Source organism: Pseudomonas sp. MAG733B, assembly GCF_036884845.1.
Classification (GTDB): Bacteria; Pseudomonadota; Gammaproteobacteria; order Pseudomonadales; family Pseudomonadaceae; genus Aquipseudomonas.
Genome location: NZ_CP145732.1, coordinates 482824 through 505785, shown reverse-complemented (window position 1 = coordinate 505785; position 22962 = coordinate 482824). Strand labels below are relative to the sequence as shown.

The 22962-nt window shown below is 56.8% G+C and carries 21 protein-coding genes; 20 read left to right on the top strand and 1 reads right to left on the bottom strand.

Translation table 11 applies throughout. From position 1 onward, the window contains the following. Window position 1 precedes the first annotated feature (1 nt). The 18 genes from yidC (at window position 2) to glmS (ending at window position 19479) form a co-directional block, all read left to right on the top strand. Entirely contained in the window at window positions 2-1681 is a 1680-nt protein-coding gene (yidC, locus tag V6Z53_RS02280; RefSeq protein WP_338583961.1) for a membrane protein insertase YidC, read from the top strand. Between the two features lie 79 nt (window positions 1682-1760). Then, the gene (gene mnmE / locus V6Z53_RS02275) at window positions 1761-3131 is read left to right on the top strand and encodes a tRNA uridine-5-carboxymethylaminomethyl(34) synthesis GTPase MnmE (RefSeq protein WP_338583960.1); all 1371 of its coding nucleotides are present in this window, start codon (window positions 1761-1763) and stop codon (window positions 3129-3131) included. A 549-nt stretch (window positions 3132-3680) separates the two neighbouring features. Beyond that, window positions 3681-5579 carry a tRNA uridine-5-carboxymethylaminomethyl(34) synthesis enzyme MnmG gene (gene mnmG / locus V6Z53_RS02270; RefSeq protein WP_338583958.1) on the top strand — a complete coding sequence of 633 codons (1899 nt, stop codon included), beginning with the start codon at window positions 3681-3683 and terminating at the stop codon, window positions 5577-5579. Then, window positions 5576-6220 (top strand): 16S rRNA (guanine(527)-N(7))-methyltransferase RsmG, encoded by a 645-nt coding sequence (gene rsmG / locus V6Z53_RS02265; RefSeq protein WP_338583957.1) that lies wholly within the window; start codon window positions 5576-5578, stop codon window positions 6218-6220. Before mnmG ends, rsmG begins: the two co-directional genes overlap by 4 nt. An 18-nt stretch (window positions 6221-6238) precedes the next feature. Next, window positions 6239-7036, top strand: coding sequence for a ParA family protein (locus V6Z53_RS02260; RefSeq protein ID WP_338583956.1), 798 nt, complete (start codon window positions 6239-6241; stop codon window positions 7034-7036). Between the two features lie 9 nt (window positions 7037-7045). After that, on the top strand, window positions 7046-7918 hold the full coding sequence (locus tag V6Z53_RS02255) for a ParB/RepB/Spo0J family partition protein (protein WP_075946952.1): 873 nt from the start codon (window positions 7046-7048) through the stop codon (window positions 7916-7918). Between the two features lie 148 nt (window positions 7919-8066). Next, window positions 8067-8474, top strand: a complete 408-nt coding sequence (locus tag V6Z53_RS02250) for a F0F1 ATP synthase subunit I (protein ID WP_056854266.1) — start codon at window positions 8067-8069, stop codon at window positions 8472-8474. 16 nt (window positions 8475-8490) lie between these two features. Next, window positions 8491-9360, top strand: a complete 870-nt coding sequence (gene atpB, locus V6Z53_RS02245) for a F0F1 ATP synthase subunit A (RefSeq protein ID WP_150702274.1) — start codon at window positions 8491-8493, stop codon at window positions 9358-9360. A 134-nt stretch (window positions 9361-9494) separates the two neighbouring features. Further along, on the top strand, window positions 9495-9752 hold the full coding sequence (gene atpE, locus V6Z53_RS02240) for a F0F1 ATP synthase subunit C (protein ID WP_003097235.1): 258 nt from the start codon (window positions 9495-9497) through the stop codon (window positions 9750-9752). Between the two features lie 58 nt (window positions 9753-9810). Then, window positions 9811-10281, top strand: coding sequence for a F0F1 ATP synthase subunit B (locus V6Z53_RS02235; RefSeq protein ID WP_008064601.1), 471 nt, complete (start codon window positions 9811-9813; stop codon window positions 10279-10281). 12 nt (window positions 10282-10293) lie between these two features. After that, window positions 10294-10830 carry a F0F1 ATP synthase subunit delta gene (locus V6Z53_RS02230; RefSeq protein ID WP_007934341.1) on the top strand — a complete coding sequence of 179 codons (537 nt, stop codon included), beginning with the start codon at window positions 10294-10296 and terminating at the stop codon, window positions 10828-10830. Window positions 10831-10851: 21 nt separating this feature from the next. Beyond that, complete coding sequence (gene atpA / locus V6Z53_RS02225; protein WP_030132553.1) at window positions 10852-12396, top strand: F0F1 ATP synthase subunit alpha; 1545 nt, start codon at window positions 10852-10854, stop codon at window positions 12394-12396. A 50-nt stretch (window positions 12397-12446) separates the two neighbouring features. After that, on the top strand, window positions 12447-13307 hold the full coding sequence (atpG, locus tag V6Z53_RS02220; protein ID WP_008045673.1) for a F0F1 ATP synthase subunit gamma: 861 nt from the start codon (window positions 12447-12449) through the stop codon (window positions 13305-13307). A gap of 27 nt (window positions 13308-13334) precedes the next feature. Further along, entirely contained in the window at window positions 13335-14714 is a 1380-nt protein-coding gene (atpD, locus tag V6Z53_RS02215; protein WP_060540274.1) for a F0F1 ATP synthase subunit beta, read from the top strand. A gap of 45 nt (window positions 14715-14759) precedes the next feature. Continuing rightward, complete coding sequence (locus V6Z53_RS02210) at window positions 14760-15185, top strand: F0F1 ATP synthase subunit epsilon (protein ID WP_007969909.1); 426 nt, start codon at window positions 14760-14762, stop codon at window positions 15183-15185. Between the two features lie 114 nt (window positions 15186-15299). Continuing rightward, window positions 15300-16667 carry a bifunctional UDP-N-acetylglucosamine diphosphorylase/glucosamine-1-phosphate N-acetyltransferase GlmU gene (gene glmU, locus V6Z53_RS02205; protein WP_338583955.1) on the top strand — a complete coding sequence of 456 codons (1368 nt, stop codon included), beginning with the start codon at window positions 15300-15302 and terminating at the stop codon, window positions 16665-16667. 198 nt (window positions 16668-16865) lie between these two features. Beyond that, window positions 16866-17645, top strand: a complete 780-nt coding sequence (locus tag V6Z53_RS02200) for a DeoR family transcriptional regulator (protein ID WP_338586436.1) — start codon at window positions 16866-16868, stop codon at window positions 17643-17645. 1 nt (window position 17646) lies between these two features. Next, window positions 17647-19479, top strand: coding sequence for a glutamine--fructose-6-phosphate transaminase (isomerizing) (gene glmS, locus V6Z53_RS02195; protein WP_338583954.1), 1833 nt, complete (start codon window positions 17647-17649; stop codon window positions 19477-19479). A gap of 221 nt (window positions 19480-19700) precedes the next feature. Here the strand turns inward: glmS and V6Z53_RS02190 are convergent, their stop codons facing one another. After that, window positions 19701-20999: an MFS transporter gene (locus V6Z53_RS02190; RefSeq protein WP_338583953.1), complete on the bottom strand. Its 1299-nt coding sequence runs from the start codon at window positions 20997-20999 to the stop codon at window positions 19701-19703. Between the two features lie 251 nt (window positions 21000-21250). Between V6Z53_RS02190 and V6Z53_RS02185 the strand changes: the two genes are divergently transcribed. Together V6Z53_RS02185 and V6Z53_RS02180 are read left to right on the top strand one after the other, a co-directional pair. After that, window positions 21251-22153, top strand: a complete 903-nt coding sequence (locus V6Z53_RS02185) for a LysR family transcriptional regulator (protein WP_338583952.1) — start codon at window positions 21251-21253, stop codon at window positions 22151-22153. A gap of 130 nt (window positions 22154-22283) precedes the next feature. After that, complete coding sequence (locus tag V6Z53_RS02180) at window positions 22284-22910, top strand: glutathione S-transferase (RefSeq protein ID WP_338583951.1); 627 nt, start codon at window positions 22284-22286, stop codon at window positions 22908-22910. Window positions 22911-22962: the final 52 nt, after the last annotated feature.

Here is a 22962-nt window from a genome sequence, read left to right as displayed (position 1 = left end):
CATGGATATCAAACGCACGATCCTGATCGTCGCCCTGGCAATCGTGTCCTACGTTATGGTTCTTAAATGGAACCAGGACTATGGCCAGGCTGCCTTGCCGACTCAGAATGTTGCTTCCAGTACGACCGCCCCGGGCCTCCCGGATACGGCAACTGGCAATAAAGCGTCCGTCAGTGACGACATTCCACACGCCGCAAACGATACCAGCGCACCTGCCGAAACTCCGGTAGCGGCGAGCACCGACCTCATCCAGATCAAAACGGATGTGCTCGATCTGGCCATCGATCCACAAGGTGGTGATGTCGCACAGCTGAAACTGCCGCTGTATCCACGTCGCCAAGACCATCCGGAAATTCCGTTCCAGTTGTTCGACAATGGCAACGAGCGCACTTATCTGGCTCAGAGTGGCTTGATCGGCACCAACGGCCCGGACGCAAGTCCTGCCGGTCGTCCGGTTTACTCCTCGGAGAAGAAGATTTATCAACTGGCTGACGGTCAGGACCAATTGGTCGTGGACCTGAAGTTCAGCAAGGACGGCGTCAACTACATCAAGCGTTTCACTCTGAAACGTGGTTTGTATGATGTAACCGTTTCCTACTTGATCGACAACCAGAGCGCTCAGCCCTGGTCCGGTGCGATGTTCGCGCAATTGAAGCGTGACGCCAGCTCCGATCCTTCTTCCAGCACGGCGACCGGCACCGCGACTTACCTGGGCGCCGCCTTGTGGACAAGTTCGGAGCCGTACAAGAAAGTGTCCATGAAGGACATGGACAAGGCCGCGCTGAAAGAAACCGTCACCGGTGGTTGGGTTGCCTGGCTGCAACACTACTTCGTGACCGCATGGATTCCGGAAAAGGGCGAAAACAATGTCGTCCAGACCCGTAAAGACAGCAAAGGCAATTACATCATCGGTTACACCGGTCCTTCGTTGACCGTTGCACCGGGTGCCAAGGCTGAAACCAGCGCGATTCTGTACGCCGGTCCGAAAAGCCAAGCTGTGCTGAAAGAGTTGTCCCCAGGTCTGGAACTGACTGTCGACTACGGCATTCTGTGGTTCATCGCTCAACCGATCTTCTGGTTGTTGCAACATATCCACGCCCTTGTGGGTAACTGGGGCTGGTCGATCATCTTCCTGACCATGCTGATCAAAGGGATCTTCTTCCCGCTGTCGGCTGCCAGCTACAAATCCATGGCGCGCATGCGTGCAGTGGCACCGAAACTGGCCGCGCTGAAAGAGCAACATGGCGACGACCGGCAGAAAATGTCGCAAGCCATGATGGAGCTGTACAAGAAAGAGAAGATCAATCCGCTGGGTGGTTGCTTGCCAATCCTCGTGCAGATGCCGGTTTTCCTGTCCTTGTACTGGGTTCTGCTGGAAAGCGTTGAAATGCGTCAAGCGCCGTTCATGCTGTGGATCACTGACCTGTCGATCAAGGATCCGTTCTTCATTCTGCCGATCATCATGGGCGCAACCATGTTCATCCAGCAGCAGCTGAACCCGACTCCTCCGGATCCGATGCAAGCGAAGGTCATGAAAATGATGCCAATCATCTTCACCTTCTTCTTCCTGTGGTTCCCGGCCGGTCTGGTGCTGTACTGGGTAGTGAACAACTGCCTGTCGATCGCACAACAGTGGTACATCACTCGTAAGATCGAAGCGGCTACCAAAGCAGCTGCCTGATTTACACTGTGGATAACCACTCAAAACGCCCCCTAGTGGGGCGTTTTGCTATCTGTCACTTTTGTATGGATACCGGTTTATGAGCGCTCCTCGTGAAACCATCGCCGCCGTCGCCACCGCTCAAGGTCGCGGCGGTGTCGGCATCGTTCGTATTTCCGGGCCGTTGGCCAGCGTTGCGGCCAAGGCCTTCAGTGGTCGCGAACTCAAGCCGCGTTTCGCTCACTACGGTCCGTTCCTCGGTGAAAACGACGAGGTGCTCGATCAGGGCATCGCATTGTATTTTCCCGGACCGAACTCCTTTACCGGCGAAGATGTATTGGAATTACAGGGTCATGGCGGCCCGATCGTCCTGGATATGTTGCTGCAACGTTGCCTTGGACTGGGTTGCCGTCTCGCCCGACCGGGTGAATTCAGTGAACGTGCATTCCTCAATGACAAGCTCGACCTCGCCCAGGCCGAAGCCATCGCCGACCTGATCGAAGCCAGTTCTGCACAGGCGGCCCGAAATGCACTGCGTTCCTTGCAAGGCGCATTTTCCACACGTGTGCATAACCTCACGGAGCAACTGATCGGTCTGCGGATTTATGTCGAAGCCGCAATCGACTTTCCGGAAGAAGAAATCGACTTCCTCGCTGATGGCCACGTGCTCAGCATGCTCGACAAGGTTCGTGATGAGTTATCCACTGTCATGCGCGAAGCCGGGCAGGGCGCTTTGTTGCGCGATGGCATGACGGTGGTGATTGCCGGCCGTCCGAATGCCGGCAAATCCAGTTTGCTCAATACGCTGGCCGGACGGGAAGCGGCGATTGTGACCGAGATTGCCGGCACAACTCGTGATGTCCTGCGCGAACATATCCACATTGACGGCATGCCACTGCACGTCGTCGACACCGCTGGCTTGCGTAACACCGATGATCATGTGGAAAAAATCGGAGTCGAGCGGGCGTTGAAAGCCATCGGCGAAGCGGATCGCGTACTGTTGGTTGTGGATGCCACCGCTCCTGAAGCGGCTGACCCGTTTGCTTTGTGGCCGGAATTCCTCGAAACCCGTCCAGATCCTGCCAAAGTCACGCTCATCCGCAACAAGGCAGACCTTACGGGTGAAGCCATTGCTCTGGAAGTCAGCGAGGATAGTCATGTCACCATCAGCCTGAGCGCGAAGTCTGGCGGCGTTGGTCTTGAGCTACTACGCGAACATCTGAAAGCCTGCATGGGTTATGAACAGACGTCCGAAAGCAGCTTCAGCGCACGCAGGCGTCACCTGGAAGCCTTGCGCCATGCCAGCGACTCCCTGGAACACGGCCGTGCCCAACTGACCCTGGCCGGAGCCGGCGAACTGTTGGCCGAGGATCTGCGACAGGCACAGCAATCGCTGGGGGAAATCACCGGTGCGTTCAGCTCCGATGACCTTTTGGGGCGAATCTTCTCCAGTTTCTGCATCGGTAAATAGTCCTTCCGCAGTTCCACAGACAGGCCGTTCGTGCCTGTCTGCCTCTTTCTTTCTGAAACCAGCACTCGAACGCCATGCGGATTCTGTCTGCCTGGCGTTTTTTTGTGTCCGGATTTTGTTCCCGTAGCGCTTTTCTGTGGATTAAGCCCTGTGAATAACTGTGGCTAAGGGCAGTTGATAACAGGGTCTTAAAACTGAACATAACTGCCTCTGTGGATAACCACCTCTTTCATCCACAGGCTTAAACCGGTTATCCAAGGGCCTCATTGGCACATGGTCACAGGGTTTTGAATCTCTGTACATATTGTAAATAAAGGCCTTCAGCGTTCTATCCACAGAAAGGTGCCTCAGTAGAAATAAACATAAAAACAAAGATTTAATAAATTTCTTTCTTTTTAATTTCTATAACCCCGACTTCTCCACAGCTGGTTAAATTTTGTGCAAAGGGTTCTTTAGGAAGGGCGAAGTCCCTATACTTGTCGACCAGGTCCAAAAACCTGAGCTCAAACTATTCCTGAATTACCTACTTAAGCAGGCACGAGGTGCGTGGTGGATTTCCCTTCCCGTTTTGAAGTGATCGTCATCGGCGGCGGTCATGCCGGTACCGAGGCAGCACTGGCCTCAGCACGTATGGGGGTCAAAACCCTGTTGCTGACGCATAACGTGGAAACCCTCGGTGCCATGAGTTGCAACCCTGCCATTGGCGGGATCGGCAAAAGCCACTTGGTCAAGGAAATCGATGCCCTTGGCGGTGCGATCGCCATCGCTACCGATAAAGGTGGTATCCAGTTTCGAGTATTGAACAGCCGCAAAGGCCCGGCCGTGCGAGCAACTCGCGCACAGGCAGACCGGGTTCTGTACAAGGCCGCTGTCCGCGAAATCCTGGAAAACCAGCCGAACCTGTGGATATTTCAACAAGCCGCTGACGATCTGATCGTTGAGCAGGAACAAGTCCGTGGTGTTGTCACGCAAATGGGTCTGCGTTTCCTCGCCGATTCCGTGGTGTTGACCACCGGCACGTTCCTCGGTGGACTTATCCACATTGGTTTGCAGAATTTTTCCGGCGGTCGCGCCGGTGATCCACCGTCGATCGCCCTGGCTCACCGCCTGCGTGAACTGCCGCTGCGCGTTGGTCGTCTGAAAACCGGTACGCCGCCGCGTATTGACGCCCGGTCTGTGGATTTCTCGGTGATGACCGAGCAAGCGGGCGATACGCCGATTCCGGTCATGTCGTTCATGGGCTCCAAGGAGCAGCATCCGAAGCAAGTCAGCTGCTGGATTACCCACACGAATGCGCGCACCCACGAAATCATTGCCGCCAACCTCGACCGTTCGCCGATGTATTCCGCTGCCGGTGAGATCGAAGGCATCGGCCCGCGTTACTGCCCGTCGATCGAAGACAAGATTCATCGCTTTGCCGACAAGGAAAGCCACCAGGTCTTCATCGAACCGGAAGGTTTGACGACTAACGAGCTGTACCCGAACGGGATATCCACAAGCTTGCCGTTCGACGTGCAATTGCAGATCGTGCAATCGATCCGCGGCATGGAGAACGCGCACATCGTGCGTCCGGGTTATGCGATCGAGTACGACTATTTCGATCCGCGCGACCTGAAATACAGCCTGGAAACCAAAGTCATCGGCGGTCTGTTCTTCGCCGGGCAAATCAACGGCACCACCGGTTACGAAGAGGCCGGCGCCCAGGGTTTGCTGGCCGGAACCAACGCTGCACTGCGTGCACAAGGCAAAGACGCCTGGTGTCCGCGCCGCGATGAAGCGTATATCGGGGTGTTGGTCGACGACCTGATTACTCTCGGTACCCAAGAGCCGTACCGGATGTTCACCTCCCGCGCTGAATACCGTTTGATCCTGCGCGAAGACAACGCCGACCTGCGCTTGACCGAGAAAGGTCGCGAACTGGGGCTGGTGGATGATGCGCGCTGGGAGGCTTTCTGCAAAAAACGCGAAAGCATCGAGCTGGAAGAACAGCGCCTGAAAAGCACCTGGGTCCGCCCGGGTACTGAGCAAGGCGATGCGATTTCAGAAAAATTTGGCACGCCGCTGACCCACGAATACAACCTGCTCAACCTCTTGAGCCGTCCGGAAATCGACTACGCTGGTCTGATCGCCGTGACTGGTGGGGGCGCAGAAGATCCACAGGTCGCCGAACAGGTCGAAATCAAGACCAAGTACGCCGGCTACATCGATCGTCAACAGGATGAAATCGCTCGTCTGCGCGCAAGTGAAGACACGAAGCTGCCTGTGGATATCGATTACACAAACATTTCCGGACTCTCCAAAGAGATCCAGAGCAAGCTCGGTGCGACCCGTCCAGAGACATTGGGCCAGGCGTCACGGATCCCGGGTGTTACTCCGGCAGCCATTTCGCTGTTGATGATTCATTTGAAAAAACGCGGCGCGGGCCGTCAGTTGGAGCAAAGCGCTTGAGTTCGTTGGTCACTTCGCAACACGCAGAAGAGTTATCCACAGGTGCCCGCCAGCTTGGTGTCACGCTGACTGAAACCCAGCACGCGCAGCTGCTGGGCTATCTGGCCCTGTTGATCAAATGGAACAAGGCTTACAACCTGACTGCGGTTCGTGATCCGGATGAAATGGTCTCGCGTCATTTGCTCGATAGTCTGAGCGTGATGTCTTTCATCGAAAATGGTCGTTGGCTGGATGTCGGCAGCGGCGGCGGCATGCCTGGCATCCCGCTGGCCATCCTGTTTCCTGAGTCGCAAGTGACCTGTCTGGACAGCAATGGCAAGAAAACCCGCTTCCTGACTCAGGTCAAACTCGAACTCAAACTGGATAACCTGCAAGTTATCCACAGTCGCGTCGAAGCGTTCCAGCCTGCGCAGCCGTTCAACGGGATTATCTCCCGGGCATTCAGCAGCATGGAAAACTTCACGAACTGGACTCGCCACCTCGGCGACACCGATACACGTTGGCTGGCAATGAAGGGCGTTCATCCCGCCGATGAGCTGGTAGCATTGCCGGCAGACTTCCACCTCGATAGCGAACACGCCCTGGCCGTACCCGGTTGCCAAGGCCAACGCCATCTGCTGATACTGCGCCGCACGGCATGATTGGGAACACAAGCAAGAATGGCTAAGGTATTCGCGATTGCGAACCAAAAGGGTGGTGTGGGCAAGACCACCACCTGCATCAACCTCGCAGCATCCCTCGTCGCCACCAAGCGTCGGGTGTTGTTGATCGATCTCGATCCACAGGGCAACGCCACCATGGGTAGCGGTGTGGATAAACACGGCCTGGAAAACTCGGTCTACGACCTGTTGATCGGTGAATGCGACCTGGCCCAGGCCATGCACTACTCCGAGCATGGTGGTTACCAGTTGTTGCCGGCCAACCGTGACCTGACGGCTGCGGAAGTGGTTCTGCTGGAAATGCAGATGAAGGAAAGCCGCCTGCGCAGTGCGCTGGCGCCGATTCGTGAAAACTACGATTACATTTTGATCGACTGCCCACCGTCGCTGTCGATGCTGACGTTGAACGCACTGGTTGCCGCCGACGGGGTAATTATCCCCATGCAGTGCGAGTACTTCGCGCTCGAAGGCTTGAGCGACCTTGTGGATAACATCAAGCGTATCGCTGAATTGCTGAACCCGAACCTCAAGATCGAAGGCTTGCTGCGTACGATGTACGATCCGCGCCTGAGCCTGATGAACGATGTCTCGGCCCAGCTCAAGGAACACTTCGGCGAGCAACTCTACGACACCGTCATTCCACGCAATATCCGCCTGGCCGAAGCGCCTAGCTACGGCATGCCGGCACTGGCGTACGACAAAGCATCGCGCGGCGCCGTTGCCTATCTGGCTCTGGCGGGCGAAATGGTTCGTCGTCAGCGCAAAAACTCACGCATCGCCGCTGCTCAGACAACTTAAGGAATCCCCATGGCCGTCAAGAAACGAGGTCTCGGACGTGGACTGGATGCACTGCTGAGTGGTCCGACCGTCAGCTCGCTGGAAGAACAGGCGGCGCAAGCCGATCACCGTGAGCTGCAACACTTGCCCCTGGACTTGCTCCAGCGCGGCAAATACCAGCCACGTCGCGATATGGATCCTCAGGCCCTCGAAGAGCTGGCACTGTCGATCAAGGCGCAAGGCGTGATGCAACCGATCGTGGTACGCCCGATTGGCGGTGGCCGCTTTGAAATCATTGCCGGTGAACGCCGCTGGCGCGCCAGTCAGCAGGCCGGGCAGGAAACCATTCCTGCGATGGTGCGCGATGTGCCGGATGAAACGGCCATTGCCATTGCGCTGATCGAGAACATCCAGCGCGAAGACCTCAACCCGATCGAAGAAGCGGTGGCCTTGCAGCGTCTGCAGCAGGAATTCCAGCTGACCCAGCAACAAGTGGCCGAAGCGGTGGGCAAATCCCGGGTGACCGTGGCCAACCTGCTGCGCCTGATCTCCTTGCCGGAAGTCATCAAGACCATGTTGTCCCACGGCGACCTGGAAATGGGTCATGCCCGTGCTTTGCTCGGTTTGCCGGACAATCAACAGGTTGAAGGGGCGCGACATGTTGTCGCACGCGGGCTGACCGTGCGCCAAACTGAGGCACTGGTTCGCCAGTGGTTGAGTGGCAAACCGGAGCCTGTCGAACCCGCAAAACCAGACCCGGATATCGCCCGCCTGGAACAGCGCCTGGCCGAGCGCCTAGGCTCTGCGGTGCAGATCCGCCACGGTAAGAAGGGAAAAGGGCAGTTGGTGATTGGCTACAACTCCCTGGATGAGCTTCAAGGCGTACTCGCACATATTCGCTGAAACATTTCCTCATGTAGCGCGCAGTCGGAAATCACTACCTGACAGTTGAATAGGGGCAGAACCGCCCCTATACTCTGCGCGCATTTTGTCGGCACAAATTATGCCAAGTTATTGAATTCTGGCAGCCGACCATTGGAGAGCAATAGTGATGGAAACCCGCACGCCAAACCGCTTGCCGTTCCATCGCCTGGCAGTTTTTCCGGTGTTGATGGCTCAATTCGTGGTCTTGCTCATTGCCGCTTTGGCGCTTTGGCAATGGCACGGAGTCGTTGCCGGATACTCGGGACTTTGCGGAGGCCTGATAGCCTTGCTGCCCAATGTGTATTTCGCTCACAGGGCATTTCGGTTTTCCGGCGCCCGAGCAGCCCAGTCCATCGTCCGGTCATTTTATGCCGGCGAGGCGGGGAAACTGATTTTGACGGCAGTGCTGTTTGCACTGGTGTTCGCAGGTGTGAAGCCATTGGCGCCGATTGCAGTATTCGGTGCCTTCGTGCTGACTCAGTCGGTCAGCTGGTTCGCTCCCCTGCTGATGAGAACAAGACTTTCGAGACCTTAGGGCGTTTGAGGCAACCATGGCAGAAACAACCGCTTCGGGCTATATCCAGCACCACTTGCAGAACCTGACCTTCGGTCAGCACCCTACCGGCGGCTGGGGCTTTGCCCACACCGCAGCAGAAGCCAAGGAAATGGGCTTCTGGGCTTTCCACGTCGATACCCTCGGCTGGTCGGTCGCATTGGGTCTGATCTTCGTTCTTCTTTTCCGCATGGCGGCAAAGAAGGCGACTTCCGGTCAGCCAGGTGCTTTGCAGAACTTCGTTGAAGTTTTGGTCGAATTCGTCGATGGCAGCGTGAAAGACAGCTTCCATGGCCGTAGCCCGGTGATTGCACCGCTGGCACTGACCATCTTCGTCTGGGTGTTCCTGATGAACGCCGTCGACCTGGTACCGGTCGACTGGATTCCTCAGCTGGCCATCCTGATCTCCGGCGATGCACACATTCCGTTCCGCGCCGTGTCGACTACCGACCCGAACGCTACCCTGGGCATGGCCCTGTCGGTATTCGCGCTGATCATTTTCTATAGCATCAAGGTCAAGGGCATCGGCGGCTTCATCGGCGAACTGACCCTGCACCCGTTCGGCAGCAAGAACATCTTCGTTCAGGCCCTGCTGATCCCGGTGAACTTCCTGCTGGAATTCGTGACCCTGATCGCCAAGCCGATCTCCCTAGCTCTGCGTCTGTTCGGCAACATGTATGCCGGCGAGCTGGTCTTCATTCTGATTGCTGTGATGTTCGGCAGCGGTCTGCTCTGGCTGAGCGGCCTGGGCGTAGTTCTGCAGTGGGCGTGGGCTGTGTTCCACATCCTGATCATCACCCTGCAGGCGTTCATCTTCATGATGCTGACCATCGTTTACCTGTCGATGGCGCACGAAGAAAACCATTAAGACCAGTCTCGACTAGTCTGATGTCCTTCCCGGTAAAACGGGAAGGGGCTCCTGACGGGGCATCTGAAACGATTTGTTTTACCGCTTTAAATTAAAAAAACCTAAACCATACGACGTAAAAGTCGGGAGGAAAGATGGAAACTGTAGTTGGTCTAACCGCTATCGCTGTTGCACTGTTGATCGGCCTGGGCGCACTGGGTACCGCAATTGGTTTCGGCCTGCTGGGCGGCAAGTTCCTGGAAGGCGCAGCGCGTCAGCCAGAAATGGTTCCAATGCTGCAAGTTAAAATGTTCATCGTTGCCGGTCTGCTCGACGCCGTAACCATGATCGGTGTTGGTATCGCTCTGTTCTTCACCTTTGCGAACCCGTTCGTTGGTCAGATCGCTGGCTAATTACTCGGATCTTCCGGGTAATTTGGTGTGATGGACAACGTAACTGCGAGGTGTTGGCGTGAACATTAATGCGACCCTGATTGGCCAGTCCGTTGCGTTCCTGATTTTTGTACTGTTCTGCATGAAGTTCGTATGGCCTCCGGTCATCGCGGCACTGCACGAACGTCAAAAGAAGATCGCTGATGGTCTGGACGCTGCCAGCCGTGCAGCTCGCGACCTGGAGTTGGCCCAAGAGAAAGCGGGTCAGCAACTGCGCGAAGCGAAAGCTCAGGCAGCTGAAATCATCGAGCAAGCCAAGAAACGCGGTAATCAGATTGTTGAAGAGGCTGTTGAAAAAGCCCGTATCGACGCTGACCGTGTGAAGGTTCAGGCTCAAGCCGAGATCGAACAGGAACTGAACAGTGTCAAAGACGCGCTGCGTGCCCAAGTGGGCTTGCTGGCAGTCGGCGGCGCCGAGAAGATCCTGGGTGCCACAATCGATCAAAACGCGCACGCAGAGCTGGTTAACCAACTGGCTGCTGAAATCTAAGCGAGGGCGATCATGGCAGAACTGACCACGTTGGCCCGACCTTACGCTAAGGCGGCCTTCGAGCACGCTCAGGCCCACCAGCAACTGGCCAATTGGTCAGCCATGCTCGGCCTGGCTGCAGCGGTGTCGGAAGACGACACCATGCAGCGCGTGCTCAAGGCCCCGCGACTGACGAGCGCAGAAAAGGCCGCCACGTTCATTGACGTGTGCGGCGACAAGTTTGATGCCAAGGCACAGAACTTCATTAACGTCGTTGCCGAAAACGACCGTCTCCCGCTGTTGCCGGAGATCGCCGCTCTGTTTGACCTGTACAAGGCCGAACAAGAGAAGTCGGTAGACGTAGAAGTGACCAGTGCTTTCGCATTGAACCAAGAACAGCAAGACAAACTCGCCAAGGTTCTCAGTGCACGACTCAACCGGGAAGTGCGCCTGCAAGTTGCGGAGGACGCTGCCCTTATTGGTGGTGTCGTCATCCGCGCCGGCGACCTGGTTATCGATGGCTCGATTCGCGGCAAAATCGCGAAACTTGCCGAAGCATTGAAATCTTGAGTTTGAAGGGGCAGCAGAGCAATGCAGCAACTCAATCCTTCCGAAATAAGTGAAATTATCAAGGGCCGCATCGACAAGCTCGATGTGACCTCCCAAGCCCGTAACGAAGGCACTGTCGTCAGCGTATCTGACGGTATCGTGCGGATTCACGGTCTGGCCGACGTAATGTACGGCGAGATGATCGAGTTTCCGGGCGGCGTCTTCGGTATGGCCCTCAACCTGGAGCAAGACTCCGTAGGTGCCGTTGTATTGGGCGCATACCAGTCTCTGGCTGAAGGCATGAGCGCCAAGTGCACCGGCCGCATCCTCGAAGTTCCGGTTGGTAAGGAACTGCTGGGTCGCGTAGTCGACGCACTGGGTAACCCTGTTGACGGCAAAGGTCCACTGGGCAACACCGAGACCGACGCGGTCGAGAAAGTTGCTCCAGGCGTGATCTGGCGTAAGTCGGTAGACCAGCCTGTACAGACTGGCTACAAGGCTGTCGATGCCATGATTCCTGTCGGCCGTGGCCAGCGTGAGCTGATCATCGGTGACCGTCAGATCGGTAAAACCGCTCTGGCGATCGACGCGATCATCAACCAGAAGAACAGCGGCATTTTCTGCGTCTACGTAGCAATCGGTCAGAAACAATCGACCATCGCCAACGTGGTTCGCAAGCTGGAAGAAAACGGCGCCCTGGCCAACACGATCATCGTGGCTGCCAGTGCTTCGGAATCTCCTGCGCTGCAATTCCTGGCACCGTACTCCGGTTGCACCATGGGTGAATTCTTCCGCGACCGCGGTGAAGACGCGCTGATCGTTTATGACGATCTGTCCAAGCAAGCAGTGGCTTACCGCCAGATTTCCCTGCTGCTGCGCCGTCCACCGGGCCGTGAAGCTTACCCAGGCGACGTGTTCTATCTCCACTCCCGTCTGCTGGAGCGCGCATCCCGCGTTTCGGAAGAATACGTAGAGAAGTTCACCAACGGCGCAGTGACCGGCAAAACCGGTTCCCTGACCGCACTGCCGATCATCGAAACCCAGGCTGGCGACGTTTCCGCGTTCGTTCCGACCAACGTGATTTCCATCACCGACGGTCAGATCTTCCTGGAATCGGCCATGTTCAACTCGGGCATCCGCCCTGCAGTGAACGCCGGCGTTTCGGTATCCCGTGTGGGTGGTGCCGCTCAGACCAAGATCATCAAGAAGCTGTCCGGTGGTATCCGTACCGCTCTGGCTCAGTACCGTGAACTGGCGGCATTCGCCCAGTTCGCTTCTGACCTGGACGAAGCGACCCGTAAGCAACTTGAGCATGGTCAGCGCGTTACCGAGCTGATGAAGCAGAAGCAATACGCACCAATGTCGATCGCTGACATGGCGCTGTCGCTGTATGCCGCTGAGCGTGGGTTCCTGACTGACGTTGAAATCGCCAAGATCGGCAGCTTCGAGCAAGCGCTGATTGCTTTCTTCAACCGCGATCACGCCGATTTGATGGCGAAGATCAACGTGAAAGGTGACTTCAATGACGAAATCGACGCTGGCATGAAAGCCGGTATCGAGAAGTTCAAGGCCACCCAAACCTGGTAAGCCGCAGCGGGAGCCGCAAGGCTCCCGCTTGCTAACCTGATAGGTGTTACATGGCAGGCGCAAAAGAGATTCGCAGTAAGATTGCGAGCATCAAAAGCACGCAAAAGATTACCAGCGCCATGGAAAAAGTGGCGGTCAGCAAAATGCGCAAGGCACAAATGCGCATGGCTGCTAGCCGTCCTTATGCGGAGCGTATCCGCCAGGTAATTGGGCATCTGGCCAACGCCAACCCGGAATACCGCCACCCGTTCATGATCGACCGTGAAATCAAGCGCGTCGGTTATGTCGTAGTGAGCAGTGACCGTGGTCTGTGCGGCGGCTTGAACACCAACCTGTTCAAGGCCCTGGTCAAGGACATGGCGGTAAACCGCGAAAACGGCGTCGAGATCGATCTGTGTGTCGTTGGTAGCAAGGGTGCGGCCTTTTTCCGCAACTTCGGCGGTAACGTCGTTGCAGCTATCAGCCACCTGGGTGAAGAGCCGTCGATCAATGATCTGATCGGCAGCGTCAAGGTGATGCTGGATGCCTACCTGGACGGCCGTATTGACCGCCTGTCCGTGGTGTCCAACAAGTTCATCAACACCATGACGCAACAGCCTACCGTGGAGCAATTGATTCCACTGGTGGCAACCCCGGATCAAGACCTCAAGCACCACTGGGACTATCTCTACGAACCGGATGCCAAGGAGCTGCTGGACGGCTTGATGGTCCGTTACGTGGAGTCGCAGGTCTACCAGGCGGTGGTCGAGAACAACGCGGCTGAACAAGCTGCGCGGATGATCGCGATGAAGAACGCTACCGACAACGCCGGTGATTTGATCAGCGATTTGCAGCTGGTCTACAACAAGGCGCGTCAGGCTGCGATCACCCAAGAGATCTCGGAAATCGTCGGCGGCGCTGCCGCGGTTTAACGGTTCAAATATTCAGAGGATCCAGCTATGAGTAGCGGACGTATCGTTCAAATCATCGGCGCCGTTATCGACGTGGAATTTCCACGCGACAGCGTACCGAGCATCTACAACGCGCTGACTGTACAAAGCGCGGCCGGGACCACCCTGGAAGTTCAGCAGCAGCTGGGCGACGGCGTGGTTCGTACCATTGCGATGGGTTCCACCGAAGGCTTGAAGCGCGGTCTGGACGTTGTCGACTCTGGCGCAGCCATCTCCGTACCGGTTGGTAAAGCAACTCTGGGCCGGATCATGGACGTTCTGGGCAACCCGATCGACGAAGCAGGTCCAATCGATACCGACGAGCGTTGGGGCATTCACCGTCCAGCGCCTTCGTTCGCTGAACAGGCAGGCGGCAACGACCTGCTGGAAACCGGCATCAAGGTTATCGACCTGGTTTGCCCGTTCGCCAAAGGCGGTAAGGTCGGTCTGTTCGGTGGTGCCGGTGTAGGCAAAACCGTAAACATGATGGAACTGATCCGTAACATCGCCATCGAGCACAGCGGTTATTCCGTGTTCGCCGGTGTGGGTGAGCGTACTCGTGAGGGTAACGACTTCTACCACGAGATGAAGGATTCCAACGTTCTGGACAAAGTGGCACTGGTTTACGGTCAGATGAACGAGCCGCCGGGTAACCGTCTGCGCGTAGCACTGACCGGCCTGACCATGGCCGAGAAGTTCCGTGACGAAGGTAACGACGTTCTGCTGTTCGTCGACAACATCTATCGTTACACCCTGGCCGGTACTGAAGTATCCGCACTGCTGGGCCGTATGCCTTCCGCAGTAGGTTACCAGCCGACCCTGGCTGAAGAGATGGGCGTTCTGCAAGAACGTATCACTTCGACCAAGGAAGGTTCGATCACTTCGATCCAAGCGGTATACGTACCTGCGGATGACTTGACCGACCCGTCGCCAGCGACCACCTTCGCCCACTTGGACGCCACCGTCGTTCTGTCCCGTGACATCGCTTCCCTGGGTATCTACCCAGCGGTCGATCCACTCGACTCGACTTCGCGCCAGCTGGACCCGAACGTAATCGGCCAGGACCACTACGACACCGCTCGCGGCGTTCAGTACGTTCTGCAGCGTTACAAAGAACTGAAGGACATCATTGCGATCCTGGGTATGGACGAGCTGTCGGAAGCCGACAAGCAGTTGGTAAACCGTGCTCGTAAGATCCAGCGTTTCTTGTCGCAGCCGTTCTTCGTGGCTGAAGTCTTCACCGGTGCTTCGGGTAAATACGTTTCCCTGAAAGACACCATTGCTGGCTTCAAAGGCATCCTCAACGGTGACTACGACCACCTGCCAGAACAAGCGTTCTACATGGTTGGCGGCATCGAAGAAGCGATCGAGAAAGCCAAGAAACTGTAATCCCGGCGCCCGGAAACGGGCGCTAATTTAGGTTGAGGCAATCAGATGGCTATGACAGTCCATTGCGATATCGTCAGCGCGGAAGGGGAAATCTTTTCCGGTCTGGTAGAGATGGTGATTGCGCACGGTGCACTGGGTGATCTTGGTATCGCTCTGGGTCACGCGCCGCTGATCACTAATCTCAAGCCGGGCCCGATCCGCCTGGTCAAGCAGGGCGGGGAAGAGGAGGTGTATTACATCTCCGGTGGTTTCCTCGAGGTTCAGCCGAACATGGTCAAGGTTCTTGCCGACACCGTGCAACGTGCTGCCGACCTGGACGAAGCCTCCGCTCAGGAAGCCGTTAAGGCTGCCGAGAAGGCCTTGCATGAGCGGGGCGCGGAATTCGATTACGGTTCTGCTGCCGCACGTCTGGCCGAGGCCGCAGCTCAGCTGCGCACCGTCCAGCAGATCCGCAAGAAGTTCGGCCACTAAGGTTGAGCTTGTTGTGTGATTGATTAAAAAGGGTAGCCTCGGCTACCCTTTTTTCTTTTCCGATATTCAACACGATGGTCGCAGCCGCTGACCACCCAGGATTGGTAGCCAGTCATGTCTCTTGAAATCGTTATTCTCGCTGCTGGCCAAGGCACGCGCATGCGTTCCGCTTTGCCGAAAGTACTGCACCCGATTGCCGGCAATTCGATGCTCGGCCATGTTATCCACAGCGCCCGACAACTTGATCCACAGCGCATCCACGTGGTGATCGGCCATGGTGCCGATGCTGTGCGTGAGCGTCTGGCCGCTGACGATCTGAATTTCGTCCTTCAGGACAAACAACTGGGGACCGGCCATGCCGTGGCCCAGGCTGTACCGTTCATCAAAGCCGACACCGTGCTGGTTCTTTACGGTGACGTGCCGTTGATCGAAGTTGAAACCCTGCAGCGCTTGCTCAAGCTGGTCGTGCCCGGGCAGATGGGTCTGCTTACCGTGGAGCTGGACGACGCAACCGGTTATGGCCGTATCGTTCGCGACACTGACGGCAAGGTCGCCGCCATCGTCGAGCACAAGGACGCGACCGAAGCTCAACGCGCCATAAACGAAGGCAACACCGGTATCCTCGCGGTCCCGGCCGATCGCCTGGCCGACTGGACGGGGCGTCTGTCGAACAACAACGTGCAGGGCGAGTACTACCTGACCGACGTGATCGAAATGGCGGTCAACGATGGTCTGGTGGTGGCCACCGAACAACCCCACGATGCGATGGAAGTGCAGGGCGCCAACGACCGCAAGCAGCTTTCCGAGCTTGAGCGTCACTACCAATTGCGTGCCGGTCGCCGCTTGATGGCTCAAGGCGTAACACTGCGCGACCCGGCGCGTTTCGATGTGCGCGGTGAAGTCTCCGTTGGCCGCGACGTGCTGATCGATATCAACGTGATCCTCGAAGGCAAAGTCGTCATTGAAGACGACGTGGTGATCGGCCCGAACTGTGTGATCAAGGACAGCACCTTGCGCAAAGGCGTGGTGATCAAGGCGAACAGCCATATCGAAGGCGCGATTCTCGGTGAGGGCAGCGATGCCGGTCCGTTCGCACGTTTGCGTCCAGGCACGGTGCTTGAAGCACGAGCGCATGTGGGTAACTTCGTCGAGCTAAAAAATGCTCACCTGGGTGAAGGCGCCAAGGCAGGTCACCTGACTTATCTAGGCGATGCCGAAGTTGGCGCACGCACCAACATCGGCGCCGGCACCATCACCTGCAACTACGATGGCGCCAACAAGTGGAAAACCGTGTTGGGTGAGGACGTGTTCATCGGCTCCAACAACTCGTTGGTGGCACCTGTGGATATCCTGGACGGTGCGACGACCGCGGCCGGCTCGACAATTACTTCGACTGTGGATAAAGCTCAGTTAGCAGTAGGACGTGCTCGTCAGAAGAACATCGACGGCTGGAAGCGGCCGGAGAAGATTAAAAAGGGCTGAGTTATCCACAGTTCATAAAATCAAAAGATCGCAGCCTTCGGCAGCTCCTACAGAGTGATCACAAATCCCATGTAGGAGCTGCCGGAGGCTGCGATCTTTTTCGGTTTATCCACAGATATTTTTTATCGCCCGCGCTTGACGAAGTTTCGCCAATAGGTTTTGATTGCTTCCGTTATCTTTCGAATCGAAACTTATCAGATCATGTCGAAGCGCAACACACCTCAACGTCGCCACAATATCCTTGCCTTGCTCAACGAGCAGGGTGAAGTCAGTGTGGATGAGTTGGCAAAGCGCTTCGAAACGTCGGAAGTTACGATTCGCAAGGATCTCGCGGCACTTGAAAGCAACGGTCTGTTGCTGCGTCGTTATGGTGGCGCGATCACCATGCCTCAAGAACTGGTGGCCGACCTCGGTCAACCGGTCTCCAAGTACAAGCAAGCCATCGCCCGTGCTGCAGTGACGCGTATCCGCGAACATGCGCGCATCATCATCGACAGTGGCAGTACCACCGCCTCGATGATCCCGGAACTCGGTCAACAACCGGGTCTGGTGGTGATGACCAACTCGCTGCATGTCGCCAACGCCCTCAGCGAACTGGAACACGAGCCGGTGCTGTTGATGACCGGTGGCACGTGGGACCCGCATTCCGAGTCCTTTCAGGGGCAGGTTGCCGAGCAGGTACTACGCTCTTACGACTTTGATCAATTGTTCATCGGTGCCGATGGCATCGATCTGGTTCGCGGTACAACCACTTTCAATGAATTGCTCGGGCTGAGCCGCGTCATGGCTGAAGTCGCCCGTGAAGTGGTCGTGATGGTGGAGGCCGACAAGATTGGCCGCAAGATTCCCAACCTGGAACTGCCCTGGAGCAGTGTCCATACCCTTATTACCGATGATCGCCTACCGCTTGAGGCTCGCGATCAGATTCAGGCCCGCGGCATCACGCTGATTTGCGCGGCCGTCAGTCAGGAGAAATAGCATGTGTGGAATTGTCGGCGCAGTTGCAGAACGTAATATCACTGCCATCCTGGTCGAAGGCCTGAAGCGTCTGGAATACCGTGGGTATGACAGCGCCGGCGTGGCGGTCTACACCAACGACGAGAAGCTCGAGCGCCTGCGTCGCCCGGGCAAGGTCAGCGAATTGGAGCAAGCACTGGCCGAAGAGGCGCTGGCCGGTCGTCTGGGCATCGCCCACACCCGCTGGGCGACTCACGGTGCACCGTGCGAGCGCAACGCGCACCCGCATTTTTCCGGTGACCTGGCGGTGGTGCACAACGGCATCATCGAAAACCACGAAGCTCTGCGCGAACAGCTCAAGGCTTTGGGTTACGTATTCACCTCGGATACCGACACCGAAGTCATCGCCCACTTGCTCAACCACAAACTCAAAGACCTGCGTGACCTGACCGTGGCCCTCAAGGCAACCGTTAAAGAACTGCACGGTGCTTACGGTTTGGCAGTGATCAGTGCGCAACAACCTGATCGCCTGGTTGCAGCCCGCAGCGGTAGTCCGCTGGTGATCGGCCTGGGCCTGGGGGAAAACTTCCTCGCGTCCGACCAACTGGCCCTGCGTCAGGTCACCGACCGCTTCATTTACCTGGAAGAAGGCGATATCGCCGAGATCCGTCGCGACAACGTGCAGATCTGGGACGTGAGCGGCCAAGCGGTTGAGCGCCAGACAGTGCAGTACAGCGACGGCGCCGAAGCAGCCGACAAAGGCGAATTCCGCCACTACATGCTCAAGGAAATCCACGAGCAACCGTCTGTGGTGCAACGCACCCTGGAAGGTCGCTTGAGCGAGAACCAGGTGCTGGTGCAAGCCTTCGGTCCACAGGCTTCCGAGTTGTTTGCCAAGGTGCGCAACGTGCAAATCGTCGCGTGCGGCACCAGCTATCACGCCGGTATGGTCGCCCGTTACTGGCTTGAAGAACTGGCCGGCATCCCGTGCCAGGTCGAAGTCGCCAGCGAGTTCCGCTATCGCAAAGTCGTGGTGCAGCCTGACACGCTGTTCGTCACCATTTCCCAGTCCGGCGAAACCGCCGACACGTTGGCCGCGCTGCGTAACGCCAAGGAGCTGGGCTTCCTCGCCAGCCTGGCGATCTGCAACGTTGGCATCAGTTCGCTGGTGCGTGAATCCGACCTGACCCTGCTGACCCAGGCCGGTCGTGAAATCGGCGTGGCTTCGACCAAAGCGTTCACCACGCAACTGGTTGGCCTGCTGTTGCTGACTCTGTCCCTGGGTCAGGTTCGCGGGACGTTGGCCGCTGGAGTCGAAGCTACATTGGTCGAAGAACTTCGTCGCCTGCCGACTCGCCTGGGTGAGGCGCTGGCGATGGATAGCACGGTGGAAAAAATCGCCGAGCTGTTTGCCGAGAAGAACCACACGCTGTTCCTCGGTCGTGGCGCGCAATTCCCGGTGGCGATGGAAGGAGCGCTCAAGCTCAAGGAAATCTCCTACATCCACGCCGAAGCCTATCCGGCCGGCGAACTGAAACACGGCCCGCTGGCGCTTGTGGATAACGACATGCCTGTGGTCACTGTGGCGCCAAACAACGAGCTGCTGGAGAAGCTGAAGTCCAACCTTCAGGAAGTCCGCGCCCGTGGTGGTCAGCTAGTCGTCTTCGCCGACGAGAAGGCCGGCATGACCAACGGTGAAGGCACGCATGTTGTGCAAATGCCGCACATCCACGACATCCTGTCGCCGATCCTCTACACCATCCCGCTGCAGTTGCTCTCATATTACGTGGCTGTGTTGAAAGGCACTGACGTCGACCAGCCGCGCAACCTGGCGAAATCGGTGACTGTGGAATAAGTTATCCACAGGTCGTTGAGTTGATGCTTCGAAAGTATTTCGAAACCGTCAGCTCAATGACTCGTGGCGGCTGGCGTCACCTCGACAGCTTAATGTTTTCACACCTGATAGGTAGGCTTACCTGTTGCAGTGAGTGTGTATGAAGCATTAGGTGATAATCGCGCTGAGGTCGGGCATTGTGAAATGCAACTCCGTTGTAAGAGGCGGAGTGGCGAGGCGCTTTAGTGCGCAAACGCTTCAGGGTATCTTTCGAGGTAGGCGTCGTTGAGATGCGTATCTTGGGAACGCATGAAAGTTTTGAAATCAGGCACCAGAAAAACCAGCAGAGACAGCAGCAGCACCATCAAACCCAAAACCGTGATTGTCATTGCGACTCCCAGACTGGCGATCAGGGTGTTCATCGTGAAGCTGCCCAAGGGGCTGGCCGCCGCAGACAGAAATGAAACCGTGGCGAAAATCCGGTTGCGATGGAGCTTTGGAGTCGCCAGTAATCTCACGGCGGAGGTTGGAATGTTGATCAACATCAAGCCTACACCGCCGCAGAAAAAGGCAGCAGGTACGATGATTGAAGATGAAACGGTGCCAACTACCACCAGATTGCATCCCAATAATGCAAACCCCGCAGAAACACACATGTCACGGGGAATCCGATCGGATAACCAGCCGATGATTTTGTAACTGCCCGCCAAAATGCCCAGCCCGAAGCAAGAATCCAGAAGACCGATGTAAGTGACCGGGTACTCGATGACATCCTTTACGTACAGTGGAATCAGTATGGTGAAGAACGGAAACAGGGCAAAGTTGATCAGCATTGCAATGATGGCCAGATAGAATTCGACCTTCACTCCGTAAATTACTTTGAAGCCGGAATAGATCATGCTGAAGCCGCTAGCCCCCGAGGCTTTTTCGTCTTGCACCGTGGCACCGATGTGATTCGGAATTGTCGCGATCAACACCCCGGCGATCAAAATCGCAAAGAAATCGGCGGCAAAGGCAAACGTGGTACCAAATCCGTATATCAAGCCGCTGGCCAGTGCGGGCCCAAGCAGAATGGAAAAGGATGACATCACGCTTTTGGTCCGAAAGGCCAAGGAGACTTTTTCGTCATCTGCAAATAAAGGAATGATCGACGCTTGAAGAGGGTCGCGCACTCCGACAATCGCACTGCTGATCATCATTAGAGCGCCCACCGCCCAAGGGTTGAACGACCCTGTAGCGGACAGCCCCACCATCAACAGCGCTGTCAGCAAACTGATCCCTGAGGCCAGCTTAATGATCAGTATTTTGTTGTATTTGTCCCCCAGCCATCCCAACAGAGGTTTGGCTAACACCTCCGTCGCAATGGAACAGGCAATCATGTTGGCAAAATAGAGCGCAGAGCCTGTTTCCTGCAACGCCCACCATGCCACCGCCAATTGGTTGCACCGTCCTCCCAGAACCATCAGCAAAAAGCTGAATTGTACTTTCAGCAAACGCCGGTCGAAACCGGCTCCCCACGCGTAACCTGAGTTTGCACTCATTGATGTACCTTTCATCCTGATAGGGCGAATGCGGAAGCAAGGACATTCAAGAAACCACAGGTGACTTTGATCGAGTTAGATCGCTAGATATCGCTCAATGCCACCTTCAAGGCTATAGAGTTCCCTTCTTGGCTGACGCTTCGAATTGTTAGCTACTGACGCCGTTTGTGCTGTAGACAACCAAGCGCCGGACCCAACATACAAGGCGCGGCCGTAGGCTGCGATGTTTAGATTTTAATGAGGACAAAGCCATGGACCGCTTCCAGGAAATGCAGGTCTTCGCTGCCGTCGCCCAAGACCAGGGTTTTTCTGCTGCGGCGCGGCGGTTGGGTTTGTCGGCGGCCAGCGTCACACGGGCGGTGGCGGCGTTGGAGAAGCGCATCGGCACGCAATTGCTCACCCGCACGACACGCAGTGTGCATTTGAGTGAGGCGGGTCAGCGTTATCTTGAAGATTGTCGGAGGATTCTTGCCGAGGTGCAGGAAGCCGAGGATTCGGCGGCGGGTAGTCACGCGCAGCCTCGTGGGCAACTGACGATCACCGCGCCAGTTTTGTTCGGTGAGTTGTTTGTCACACCGCTGATGGTGGATTTTCTGACTCAGTTTCCGGACGTCATGATCAATGCGCTGCTGGTTGACCGGGTGGTGAGCGTGGTGGAGGAGGGCGTTGATGTGGCGGTACGCATTGGCGATCTGCCCGATAGTAACCAGCATGCGATCCGTGTGGGTGAAGTGCGGCGAGTCATCGTTGCGTCACCGCAGTTTCTGGCTGCCAATGGTCGACCGACACATCCGCAAGACCTGGCTCAGGCACCGATCATTGCGACGTCGTCGATCGGTCAGCAAAGAAGTTGGCTGTTCCTCGAAGGTGACGAGCCACTGAGTGTGCGCACTGAGCCGCGTCTGGTGGTGACGGCGAATCAAGCCGCGATTACCGCAGCGGCGCTTGGTCTGGGTTACACCCGAGTCTTGTCCTATCAGGTTGCGAGCAAGATTGCGACCGGGGCGCTGGAAATCGTTCTGGCTGAATTCGAAGTTCCGCCCCTGCCAATCCACGTGGTTTACCAGGGCGGGCGCAAGGCACCGGCGAGGGTCCGCAGTTTTGTCGACTTTACGGTGAAGGCGCTCCGGGAGCATCCGGCCTTGCAGGGCTGATGGGCTGTTTCACTGGATGAAATAATGGATTGCGTTTGCTGGTTATTCTGTTGTTTCCGTGACTGGTAGAAGATGTCTGCCATCGGTGCTGATCTCTCCTGAACAGCGCCACTCACTCGCGGAGTCGTCCATGCAAGCCATCAAGCTCTACAACTTCCCAAAATCCGGCCACGCTCACCGTGTGGAACTGATGCTGTCGCTGCTGCAACTGCCGACCCAGTTGATCTTCGTTGACCTCGCCAAGGGCGAACACAAGCAGCCTGAATTCCTGGCGCTCAATGCGTTTGGTCAAGTGCCGGTGCTGGACGATCAGGGTGTAGTGTTGGCTGATTCCAATGCGATCCTGGTTTATCTGGCACAAAAATATGGCAACGGGCGCTGGTTGCCTGCCGATCCGGTTGGCGCTGCAAAGGTGCAACGCTGGTTGTCCGCCGCCGCGGGGCCCATCGCTTTTGGCCCTGCCCGGGCAAGGTTGATCACGGTGTTCGGTGCGCCTTACAACGCTGACGAAGTGATCCCTTACGCCCACACCGTGCTCAAAGTGATCGATAAGAAATTGGCCAGCACGCTGTTCTTGGCCGGCAGCGAGCCGACCATTGCCGACGTGGCTGCCTACAGCTATATCGCCCATGCACCGGAAGGCAACGTGTCGCTCGACGACTACGCCAACATCCGCGCCTGGTTGGCACGCGTCGAAGCCTTGCCCGGTTTTGTCGGCATGCCGCGCACTGTCGCCGGCTTGCAAAAAACTGCCTGACGTTTGTGGCCCGACTTTGTCGGGCCCTTCACGCTGTGCCGTTGGCGCAGGG

Bases quoted from the DNA above. Each gene is read 5' to 3' on its own strand.
- yidC (WP_338583961.1), top strand. From the start codon at position 2: ATGGATATCAAACGCACGATCCTGATCGTCGCCCTGGCAATCGTGTCC.
- mnmE (WP_338583960.1), top strand. From the start codon at position 1,761: ATGAGCGCTCCTCGTGAAACCATCGCCGCCGTCGCCACCGCTCAAGGT.
- V6Z53_RS02260 (WP_338583956.1), top strand. From the start codon at position 6,239: ATGGCTAAGGTATTCGCGATTGCGAACCAAAAGGGTGGTGTGGGCAAG.
- V6Z53_RS02255 (WP_075946952.1), top strand. From the start codon at position 7,046: ATGGCCGTCAAGAAACGAGGTCTCGGACGTGGACTGGATGCACTGCTG.
- V6Z53_RS02250 (WP_056854266.1), top strand. From the start codon at position 8,067: ATGGAAACCCGCACGCCAAACCGCTTGCCGTTCCATCGCCTGGCAGTT.
- atpB (WP_150702274.1), top strand. From the start codon at position 8,491: ATGGCAGAAACAACCGCTTCGGGCTATATCCAGCACCACTTGCAGAAC.
- atpE (WP_003097235.1), top strand. From the start codon at position 9,495: ATGGAAACTGTAGTTGGTCTAACCGCTATCGCTGTTGCACTGTTGATC.
- V6Z53_RS02230 (WP_007934341.1), top strand. From the start codon at position 10,294: ATGGCAGAACTGACCACGTTGGCCCGACCTTACGCTAAGGCGGCCTTC.
- atpA (WP_030132553.1), top strand. From the start codon at position 10,852: ATGCAGCAACTCAATCCTTCCGAAATAAGTGAAATTATCAAGGGCCGC.
- atpG (WP_008045673.1), top strand. From the start codon at position 12,447: ATGGCAGGCGCAAAAGAGATTCGCAGTAAGATTGCGAGCATCAAAAGC.
- atpD (WP_060540274.1), top strand. From the start codon at position 13,335: ATGAGTAGCGGACGTATCGTTCAAATCATCGGCGCCGTTATCGACGTG.
- V6Z53_RS02210 (WP_007969909.1), top strand. From the start codon at position 14,760: ATGGCTATGACAGTCCATTGCGATATCGTCAGCGCGGAAGGGGAAATC.
- glmU (WP_338583955.1), top strand. From the start codon at position 15,300: ATGTCTCTTGAAATCGTTATTCTCGCTGCTGGCCAAGGCACGCGCATG.
- glmS (WP_338583954.1), top strand. From the start codon at position 17,647: ATGTGTGGAATTGTCGGCGCAGTTGCAGAACGTAATATCACTGCCATC.
- V6Z53_RS02190 (WP_338583953.1), bottom strand. From the start codon at position 20,999: ATGAGTGCAAACTCAGGTTACGCGTGGGGAGCCGGTTTCGACCGGCGT.
- V6Z53_RS02185 (WP_338583952.1), top strand. From the start codon at position 21,251: ATGGACCGCTTCCAGGAAATGCAGGTCTTCGCTGCCGTCGCCCAAGAC.
- V6Z53_RS02180 (WP_338583951.1), top strand. From the start codon at position 22,284: ATGCAAGCCATCAAGCTCTACAACTTCCCAAAATCCGGCCACGCTCAC.